The following is a 9,057-nucleotide window of genomic DNA, read 5'->3' as shown; positions in this document are numbered from 1 at the left end:
GGCCTCAAACCCGAGCCGCAAGGCACCCCACATTGGCCTGACCCTCCCTCCTTGCCCCTATAACTTAATAACGCAACGGGCCCACGAGGGGGGAGATTGGCAGCTCGGATGTCGGTGCTCTTCCTGTAACGTTAGAGATTTGCGAAAGAGGGGGGCGCTGTCCCGCCGACATCATAACCGCGAGGCCGTAGCTCAGGTCTGCTCGCTCTGTATGCCCAAGGCGGCGAAGGCCAGAACCGGACCATCGCGCCGCAGGTGGACGAGATGTACGGCCACCAGTTCGATCAGCGTCTGCCGCTCGGCATGATCCCCAGCGAAGCCGGCCAGGTCGAACACCGCGGTCACGGTTTCGTTGGCCGGCAGTTGCTCACTCAAAAGTTCCGTCAACGCCGCGTCGAGCGGATCGGTGAAATGCCCCGCCGGCAAGGTTTTCCCTCGCGCGGCGCAAGCAGCGATCCAGGCAGCCACCACCAGGGTTAGATGGACCAATTCAGTACCGGCTTCGAGGCATTCGATGGCGGAGGCGACGATGCGCTGCGGCAGTTTCTGGCTGCCGTCATTGGCGATCTGCGCCGTGCGATGGGCAAGTGCAGTGTTGGAGAAACGCTCCGCGAGTTCCGCAGTATAGGCGCTCGTGTCCAATCCGGCATCCTCGGGCAGGGTCGGGATGGCTTCGGCCCACAAGGCATCAACGAATTGCCGGATCGCCGGGTCAGCGAAGGCGCGGTCGACGGTGGCATGACCGCTGAGCAGGCCAAGATAGGCGATGGCCGAATGCGAGCCGTTGAGCAGTCTGAGCTTCATGTCCTCGAACGGCCTGACATCGTCGACCATGGTGACGCCGAACCGTTCCCAGGCCGGCCGGCCTCCCGGAAAATTGTCTTCGACCACCCATTGGCAGAACGGCTCGGTCATGACAGGCCAGGCGTCCACGACACCGAGTTCGACAGCGATCCGTGCCCGGTCGGCATCGGTGGTTGCCGGCACGATGCGATCGACCATGCTTGAGGGAAAGGCGACCGCATCGGCGATGTGTTTGGCGAGCCTGGCGTCGCCCTCCGTGCCGAGCCTGGCGTCACGCAGTTCGGCGAATTCGGTCAGCAGCCGGTGCAGCGTGGCGCCGTTGGCCGGCAGGTTGTCGCAACACAGCACGGTGAAGGGCGGCACGCCGGCGGCGCGTCGCCGGGCTAGCGCCTCGGCCAGGAAACCATGCGCTGTCTTCGGCATTTCCCGGTTTGTCAGATCGTGGACGATATCGGGATGAGCGGTGTCCAGCCCGCCGCCGGCCGCCCTCAGATAGGCCTTTTCGGTGATCGTCAGCGTCACGATGCGGGTGCGCGGATCGATCAGCGCGGCCAGCACCGCGCCGGGATCCTCCGGCGCAACCAGCATCGCGCCGATCGAGCCGATGACCTGAAGTTCTTCGGTTCCGCTGCTTCTGATCGCCAGCGTGTAGAGCCCGTCCTGCGGCGTGAGAGCGTCGCGCGTGTCGGTGCTGCGCAGCGAAACGCCTGTTATGCCCCAATCCGCCTCGCCTGCCGCCAGGCAATCGTCGACATAGGCTGCCTGATGGGCGCGGTGGAAGGCGCCGACACCAAGGTGCACGATGCCCTGGACGATGCGGCTGCGATCATACGCAGGTGTCGCGATCGAAGCCGGCAGTGCGCGCACCGTCTTCGTGGAAAGGCGTTCGGTCGTCGTGGTGCGACTGGTCTGGTCGGATGACATGAGTGGCCTCGGCAGGGATCGGCAAAGCGGCGTAACATTCGATTTCCTGCCACACAATGGGTCGAAAAGTCATCATACAACAATCAGATTTTTGTATGTTGACATTATTTCTTGCCGCCCCTACCGATAGTGGCCTTGGGAGGATGACCGTGACACTGACCCATGCGGATCTGCTGTTTCCCGCCGAGGCGCATTCGCGCGCGATTGCCCGTGATCTCTATGCCGGGATCAAGGACCTGCCCCTTGTCAGCCCGCATGGCCACACCGATCCGCGCTGGTATGCGCTGAACGAGCCATTCCCGGATCCGGCGCAACTGCTCATCGTCCCGGATCACTACATCTTCCGCATGCTGTTCAGCCAGGGCGTCCGCCTCGAGGATCTCGGCGTCGCGACGCTGGACGGCGCGCCTGTCGAAACCGACGGCCGGACGATCTGGCGGCGCTTTGCCGAGCACTATTATCTGTTTCGGGGCACACCGACCCGGCTGTGGTTCGACCACGTACTTGCCGATCTGTTCGGCATCGACGAACCGCTGACCGCCGCGACCGCCGACCGCCACTACGACACCATCGCGACGCTGCTGCAGTGGGAGAATTTTCGCCCGCGCGCGCTGTTCGAGCGTTTCAACATCGAGGTCATCGCGACCACGGAAGGCGCGCTCGACGATCTCAAATGGCACCAGATGATCCGCGACAGCGACTGGCAGGGCCGTGTGGTCACCGCTTATCGGCCGGATGCTGTCGTCGATCCCGATTTCGAAGGGTTTTCAACCAATCTCGATCGGCTCGGCGAGATCACCGGCTGCGACACCGGCAATTGGGCCGGCTATCTCGATGCGCATCGCCAGCGGCGCGCCTTCTTCAAAAGCTTCGGCGCGACTTCGTCGGATCATGGCCATCCGACGGCCGAGACCGCCAATCTTTCGGATGCGGCGGCGCAAGAGCTGTTCAATCGGGTTCGCCGTGGTTCCGACGATGAGCGCGAGCGAAAACTGTTCCGCGCCCAGATGCTGACCGAGATGGCCAAGATGAGCCTCGACGATGGGCTGGTCCTGCAGATCCATCCCGGCTCCTGGCGCAACCATTCGCCCGCAATCTTCCAAAAATTCGGCCGCGACAAGGGCTTCGATATCCCGACCCGGACCGACTATGTGACGGCGCTGAAGCCGCTGCTCGACTGCGTCGGGCTGGAGCGCGACCTCACCGTCATCCTCTTCACGCTCGACGAGACCAGCTATGCGCGCGAGCTGGCGCCGCTGGCCGGTGTCTACCCGGCGCTGAAGCTCGGGCCGGCCTGGTGGTTCCACGACAGCCCGGAAGGCATGCGGCGCTTCCGCGAGATGACCACCGAGACGGCCGGCTTCTACAACACCGTCGGTTTCAACGACGACACCCGTGCCTTTCCCTCGATCCCGGCGCGTCACGATGTGGCGCGGCGAGTCGACTGCGCGTTCCTGGCGCGTCTCGTCGCCGAGCACAGGCTGCGCGAGGACGAGGCGCATGAGCTGGCGCGGGAACTGACCTATACGCTGGCGAAAAAGGCGTATCGGCTCTGAAGGGGCAACTCGCCCGCAATGCAAAGGGAGGAAACCATGTTGCATTTTTCAAGACTGACGGGAGCTGCGCTGCTCGCCGCCGCACTGATGGCCGGAACGGCAAGTGCCCAGACGGTTCTGCGCTCGTCCGACACCCACCCGGACGGCTATCCGACGGTCGAGGCAGTCAAATATTTCGGCGAGCTTGTAAAGGAGCGTACGGCCGGCCGCTATGCGGTCGAGCTCTATCATTCCGCGCAGCTAGGCGAAGAAAAGGACACGATCGAGCAGGTTCGCACCGGCGTGATCGACCTCAACCGCATCTCGATGGCGCCGTTCAACGGGCTCATTCCCGAAACCACTGTGCCCTCGCTGCCCTACATCTTCCGCTCGGAAGACCATATGCACAAGGTCATGGACGGGGCGGTCGGCGACCAGATCGCGGCGGCGTTCGAACAGGTCGGGCTGGTGCTGCTCGCCTTTTATGACAGTGGCGCGCGCTCCTTCTACAATTCGAAGAAACCGATCAACTCATTAGCCGATCTGGCCGGCATGAAGTTCCGCGTCATCCAGTCCGACATCTTCGTCGACATGGTGGCGGCACTCGGCGCCAACGCGACGCCGATGCCGTATGGCGAGGTGTATTCGGCGATCGAGACCGGGGTCATTGACGGCGCGGAAAACAATTTTCCGAGCTACGACACCGCCAAGCATGCGGAAGTCGCCAAGTTCTATTCGCTCGACGAGCACACCATGGTGCCGGAAGCCTTCGTCATGGCGAAGTCGAGCTGGGACAAGCTGACGCCAGAGGATCAGGCGATCTTCAAGGCGGCCGCCAAGGAGAGCGTCGCCAGGCAGCGCGAGCTGTGGACCGCCAAGGTCAAGGAATCGCGCGCCAAAGTCGAAGCGGCCGGTTCGCAGATCACGACGCCGGACAAGCAGCCCTTCATCGACGCCATGGGTCCGGTCTACGAGAAGCACGTCAAGGACGACAAGCTGAAGGCCATGGTCGAAGCCATCAAGGCCGTGCAGTGATCAAGCGGCGGCGCGGGCATTCCGCGCCGCCATCCCCCTTGCGGAGAGAACCGGTGACCTCCAGCCCAGAACATAGACTGCCCCTGTCCGGCGTCGCGCGCATGATGTCGCGCGTCAGCACAGCGGCGCTATGGGTCGCAGGCATCGGGCTGGTGCTGATGACCGCCTTCGTCGCCTGGCAGGTGTTCGGTCGTTATGTCCTGAACCGCTCGCCAAGCTGGACCGAGCAGGGCTCGGTGATGCTGATGAGCTGGTTCATTTTCCTCGGCGCTGCCGTCGGGGTGCGCGAGAACTATCACCTCGGCTTCGACGTCCTGCTCTACGTGCTGCCCAAAGGCGGCAAGCGTTGGCTGCGGATGATCTCGGACCTCGTCGCGCTCGCCTTCGGCATCGGTATGATCTGGTATGGCAGCCAACTGGTCGCATTGACCTGGGGCGCTACCTTGCCGTCGCTCGGCATATCGGGGGGCTGGGACTACGTCCCGCTGGTCGCGGGAGGCGTGCTCGTCGCGCTCTTCACGCTGGAGCGCATCGTGCTTCGTCTCTCCGGTGCGCCGATCGACGATGTGCTCGATGAACTGCCGCCGGCGGAAGTCGCAACCGAACTCGACACGGCGAACGTGAAGGTCTGACGCCATGGAACTCTGGATCCTCTTCGGCGTCTTCACCCTTCTGATGCTTATAGGCACGCCGATCGCTTTCTGCCTCGGCGTCGCAAGCTTTGCCACCGTCCTCTACATGGGCCTGCCGCCGCTCATCGTGTTCCAGCGCCTGAATTCCGGCATGAGCGTCTTTTCGCTGCTGGCCATTCCCTTCTTCATCTATGCCGGCGACTTGATGGTGCGCGGCGGCATCGCCAGCAAGATCGTTGCCTTCGCCGGCTCGCTCGTTGGCCATTTGCGCGGCGGCCTCGGGCAGGTCAACATTGCGACCGCTACACTGTTCGGCGGCATTTCGGGCTCCGCGGTGGCCGAGGCAGCGGCGGTCGGCGGCTTGATGATCCCGCAGATGAAGGCGCGTGGATATGGAGCGGATTACGCAGTCAACGTCACGTCGATGGCGGCGCTGATCGCGCTGCTCCTGCCGCCGTCGCACAACATGATCATCTACTCGATCTCGGCAGGTGGAAAGATCTCCATCGCCGACCTGTTCACGGCCGGCATCATTCCGGGCCTGCTGTTGGCCCTGTCGCTGATGATCACCGCCTATTTCGTGGCGCGCTCCCGCGGCTATCCGACCGAGCCGTTTCCGGGCTTCACCGCCGTCGCGCATCTCTTCGCTGTCGCGGTGCCCGGCCTGCTGCTGATCGCGATCATCTTCGGTGGCGTACGATCGGGCGTTTTCACGGCGACCGAGAGTTCCTGCGTCGCGGTCATCTATGCGTTGCTCGTTACTGTCTTCGTTTACCGGCAGATGACTTGGGAAGGTTTCGTTCATGCTACCCATGGTGCCGTGCGCACCACGGCCATGGTGCTGCTCATCATCGGCATGGCGGCGGCGTTCTCGTGGTTGATGGCCTTCCTGAAAGTGCCGGCAGCGCTCATAGCCTCCATGAACGCGATCTCGGAGGATCCGCTGGTCGTGCTTCTCCTGCTCAACGTCTTGATGCTGTTCCTCGGCACCTTCATGGATATGGGGCCGACGATTATCATCTGCACGCCGATCTTCCTGCCCGTGGCGCAAGCCTACGGCGTCGACCCGGTGCATTTTGGCGTCATCATGATCCTCAACTTCGGCATCGGGCTGAATACGCCGCCGGTGGGCGCTGTGCAGTTCGTGGCGTGCGCAGTGGGCAAGATATCCGTCTGGGAAGCGATGCGCTCGATCTGGCCGTTCTATGGGGCCGGGCTCGTGGTACTGGGGCTCGTCACTTACATTCCGGCCATTTCGCTCTGGTTGCCGAGCGTGTTCAAATAGGGGGCGACATGGCATCGGACACCGCAACCGACCTCAGGGTCGAGAGAAAACCCAAGCTGTCGGAGACCGTCGTCGCGGCGATCCGCAAGCAGCTGCAGGCGGGCGAGATCCTGCCCGGCCATAAATTGCCGACCGAAGGCCAACTGACCGAAACCTTCGGCGTCAGCCGCACCGTCATCCGCGAGGCGCTGGCCAAGCTTGCCGCCGACGGGCTGGTCGAACCGCGCCAGGGCGCCGGCGTCTTCGTCACAGAGCACATCTCGACAATGTTCGGCGCGCTGGCCGCCGACATGGGCAGCAAGGATTCGATCGCACTCAACGTGCTCGAAGTGCGGCTGGCGATCGAGATCGAATCGGCCGGGCTCGCCGCCATCCGTCGCAACGCCGCGCAGGAGGCGGCGATCCAGGAAGCCTTCTTCGAATTCGAGCGGCTGCTGCTTGCCAGCGAGCCGACCGGTCCGGCCGACCTCGCCTTCCATCGCGCCATCGCCAGCGCAACCAGCAACCCCTTCTATGTCGAGATGCTCGACGTGCTCGGCCGGCGCGCCATCCCGTGCGACGTGACTTCGCCCTGGTCGACCGAACTGGCGCAATCCGACAGCTATCAGCGCGGGCTCCAGCGCGAGCATCTGGTGATCCTCAACGCCATTACCTCTGGCGATGCCGAGGCCGCGCGCGAGGCGATGCGCGCGCACCTCACCGCCAGCCAGCAGCGTTACCGCGAGCGGCTGCATGCACGTCAGGCTTTTTATTCCAGTTCGGTCAAGGCCGCCGCCGGCAAATGACCCGTTTCAAGTCAGGACCGACAATGAACCAGAGCCATACCGACTACACCTCGCGATTTGCCATTGACCCGGCTGCCGCCGCGGCAATGGGCACCGATGAGCTGCGTCACAACTTCCACATTGACGGCCTGTTCCAGCCTGGCCGCATCAGCCTGACCTACACTCATTACGACCGCATGATCGTCGGCGGCGCCGTGCCGACTGGCGCACCGCTTCAACTGGAAGCGATCAAGCCGACCGGCACCAAGAACTTCCTCGACCGTCGCGAGCTGATCGCCGTCAACATCGGCGGCACGGGCGTCATCACGGCCGGCGGCCAGTCCTTCGAATTGCAGGCGCGCGACATGCTCTATCTCGGCATGGGCACCACCGACGTGTCCTTCGCCTCGGTGGACAAGACCGCGCCGGCTAAATTCTATCTGCTCAGCGCGCCTGCGCATCAGGCCTGGCCCAGCCGGCTGATCCGCATCGGCGACGCCAAGCGCCTCGATCTCGGCAGCAAGGACACCTGCAACGAGCGTTCGATCTTCCAGTTCATCCATGCCGAGGGCGTGAAGACCTGCCAGCTGGTGGTCGGCATGACTCAGTTGGCTCCAGGATCGGTGTGGAACACCATGCCATGCCATGTGCATGACCGGCGCATGGAGGCCTATCTCTATTTCGACCTGGCCGAGACGGCGCGCGTCTTCCATTTCATGGGCGAGCCTGACGAGACGCGCCATATCGTCATGAGCAATGAGGAGGCGGTGCTGTCGCCGGGATGGTCGATCCACTCCGGTGCCGGCACTTCCAATTATGCTTTCATCTGGGCGATGGCCGGCGACAATGTCGACTATACCGATGTCGACCCGGTGGCGTTGGGGGATCTGCGGTGAGCGACCCCTTCAGCCTTACCGGAAAACGTATCCTGGTCACCGGCGCCAACACTGGCATCGGCCAAGGCATCGCCGTGTGCGTCGCACGCGCCGGGGGCGCGGTGGTCGGCGTCGGCCGCTCGTCGATGGACGATACGGCAGACAAGATTGCGGCGGTGGGCGGGCAATTCGAAGCGGTGAGCGCCGACCTTGCCGACACTTCGGCCGCCGGCCTGTTGCTCGACCGGATCTGGGACGAAAGCGGTCCGCTCGACGGGCTGGTCAACAATGCCGGCATCATCCGCCGCGCCGATGCCGTCGATCTCAGAGAGGCCGATTGGGACGACGTCATGGACGTCAACCTGAAGACGGTTTTCTTGCTCTGCCAAAGCTTTGCAAGGCGTGCCTTGGCCGCTGAGCGGAAAGGCAAGATCGTCAACATCGCCTCGGTGCTGGGCTTTCAGGGCGGCATCCGTGTCGCGTCTTACACGGCCTCGAAGCATGGCGTGCTCGGCATCACCCGGCTGCTCGCCTGCGAATGGGCGCAAAAAGGCATCAACGTCAACGCCATCGCGCCGGGCTATATCGAGACCAACAACACGCAGGCGCTGCGCGCCGATCCCGACCGCAGCGCCGCCATCCTGGCGCGGATCCCGGCCGGTCGCTGGGGGGAAGCGGGCGACATTGGCGATGCCGCCGTGTTCCTGCTGGCGCCGGCGTCGAACTACATGCATGGAGCGGTGGTGCCTGTGGATGGCGGCTGGCTTGCGCGATGAGGAGACGACGATGACCACAAAGATTTTCGCGCATGCCGGCGAGGGCGCCTGGACGCCGACCCCGGACGGCAACAGGCGACGCGTTCTCCTGCATACCGACGAGTTGATGCTGGTCGAATTCGGCTTCGACAAGGGTGGCGTCGGCGCCCTGCATTCGCACCCACACGTCCAGGCTAGCTATGTCGCCGAGGGCCGCTTCGAGGTGACCATCGACGGTAGGACCGAAACCATCGAGACCGGCGGCAGCTTCATTGTGCCGTCCGGTCTGGTGCACGGCGTCAAGGCGCTGGAAGCAGGGCGGCTGGTCGACAGCTTCACGCCGCACCGGGCCGATTTCCTCGGCTAGAGCGATTCCTATTTTGAGAGAATCGTAGGATTCCCAAAGCCGGATGTTTGTGATTCAAGATGCTGGCTGGATTGGAGGCCA

At 63.6% G+C, this 9,057-nt stretch carries 9 protein-coding genes; 8 read left to right on the top strand and 1 reads right to left on the bottom strand.

Features of this window, described 5'->3' with window-relative positions; translation table 11 throughout:
* Positions 1-192: 192 nt before the first annotated feature.
* Positions 193-1,728, bottom strand: coding sequence for a mannitol dehydrogenase family protein (locus tag NKI69_RS33115; protein ID WP_352723416.1), 1,536 nt, complete (start codon positions 1,726-1,728; stop codon positions 193-195).
* 143 nt (positions 1,729-1,871) lie between these two features.
* Between NKI69_RS33115 and uxaC the strand changes: the two genes are divergently transcribed.
* The 8 genes from uxaC to NKI69_RS33075 all read left to right on the top strand — a co-directional run bounded on the left by uxaC (position 1,872) and on the right by NKI69_RS33075 (position 8,976).
* A complete protein-coding gene (uxaC, locus tag NKI69_RS33110; RefSeq protein ID WP_352441008.1) occupies positions 1,872-3,284 on the top strand; it encodes a glucuronate isomerase in 1,413 nt (470 codons plus the stop codon).
* Positions 3,285-3,320: 36 nt separating this feature from the next.
* A complete protein-coding gene (locus tag NKI69_RS33105) occupies positions 3,321-4,298 on the top strand; it encodes a TRAP transporter substrate-binding protein (RefSeq protein ID WP_023811762.1) in 978 nt (325 codons plus the stop codon).
* 101 nt (positions 4,299-4,399) lie between these two features.
* Positions 4,400-4,930: a TRAP transporter small permease gene (locus NKI69_RS33100; protein WP_031213442.1), complete on the top strand. Its 531-nt coding sequence runs from the start codon at positions 4,400-4,402 to the stop codon at positions 4,928-4,930.
* Positions 4,931-4,934: 4 nt separating this feature from the next.
* Positions 4,935-6,215 (top strand): TRAP transporter large permease, encoded by a 1,281-nt coding sequence (locus NKI69_RS33095; protein WP_023811764.1) that lies wholly within the window; start codon positions 4,935-4,937, stop codon positions 6,213-6,215.
* A gap of 8 nt (positions 6,216-6,223) precedes the next feature.
* A complete protein-coding gene (locus NKI69_RS33090; protein ID WP_023811765.1) occupies positions 6,224-7,000 on the top strand; it encodes a FadR/GntR family transcriptional regulator in 777 nt (258 codons plus the stop codon).
* A 23-nt stretch (positions 7,001-7,023) separates the two neighbouring features.
* Entirely contained in the window at positions 7,024-7,875 is an 852-nt protein-coding gene (gene kduI, locus NKI69_RS33085; protein ID WP_023811766.1) for a 5-dehydro-4-deoxy-D-glucuronate isomerase, read from the top strand.
* Positions 7,872-8,630 (top strand): 2-dehydro-3-deoxy-D-gluconate 5-dehydrogenase KduD, encoded by a 759-nt coding sequence (kduD, locus tag NKI69_RS33080; protein ID WP_023811767.1) that lies wholly within the window; start codon positions 7,872-7,874, stop codon positions 8,628-8,630. Before kduI ends, kduD begins: the two co-directional genes overlap by 4 nt.
* 10 nt (positions 8,631-8,640) lie before the next feature.
* Positions 8,641-8,976 carry a cupin domain-containing protein gene (locus NKI69_RS33075; protein WP_023811768.1) on the top strand — a complete coding sequence of 112 codons (336 nt, stop codon included), beginning with the start codon at positions 8,641-8,643 and terminating at the stop codon, positions 8,974-8,976.
* Positions 8,977-9,057 lie beyond the last annotated feature (81 nt).

Origin of the sequence: Mesorhizobium sp. M0491 (assembly GCF_040321265.1) — a bacterium.
GTDB lineage: Bacteria > Pseudomonadota > Alphaproteobacteria > Rhizobiales > Rhizobiaceae > Mesorhizobium.
The sequence above is the reverse complement of the archived record's forward strand: the minus strand, read 5'-3'. Positions and strand labels throughout refer to the sequence as shown.

Excerpts from the sequence above, each read along its gene's own strand:
- NKI69_RS33105 (WP_023811762.1), top strand. The coding sequence starts at position 3,321 with ATGTTGCATTTTTCAAGACTGACGGGAGCTGCGCTGCTCGCCGCCGCA.
- NKI69_RS33075 (WP_023811768.1), top strand. The coding sequence starts at position 8,641 with ATGACCACAAAGATTTTCGCGCATGCCGGCGAGGGCGCCTGGACGCCG.
- uxaC (WP_352441008.1), top strand. The coding sequence starts at position 1,872 with ATGACCGTGACACTGACCCATGCGGATCTGCTGTTTCCCGCCGAGGCG.
- kduI (WP_023811766.1), top strand. The coding sequence starts at position 7,024 with ATGAACCAGAGCCATACCGACTACACCTCGCGATTTGCCATTGACCCG.
- NKI69_RS33090 (WP_023811765.1), top strand. The coding sequence starts at position 6,224 with ATGGCATCGGACACCGCAACCGACCTCAGGGTCGAGAGAAAACCCAAG.
- NKI69_RS33100 (WP_031213442.1), top strand. The coding sequence starts at position 4,400 with ATGATGTCGCGCGTCAGCACAGCGGCGCTATGGGTCGCAGGCATCGGG.
- NKI69_RS33115 (WP_352723416.1), bottom strand. The coding sequence starts at position 1,728 with ATGTCATCCGACCAGACCAGTCGCACCACGACGACCGAACGCCTTTCC.
- NKI69_RS33095 (WP_023811764.1), top strand. The coding sequence starts at position 4,935 with ATGGAACTCTGGATCCTCTTCGGCGTCTTCACCCTTCTGATGCTTATA.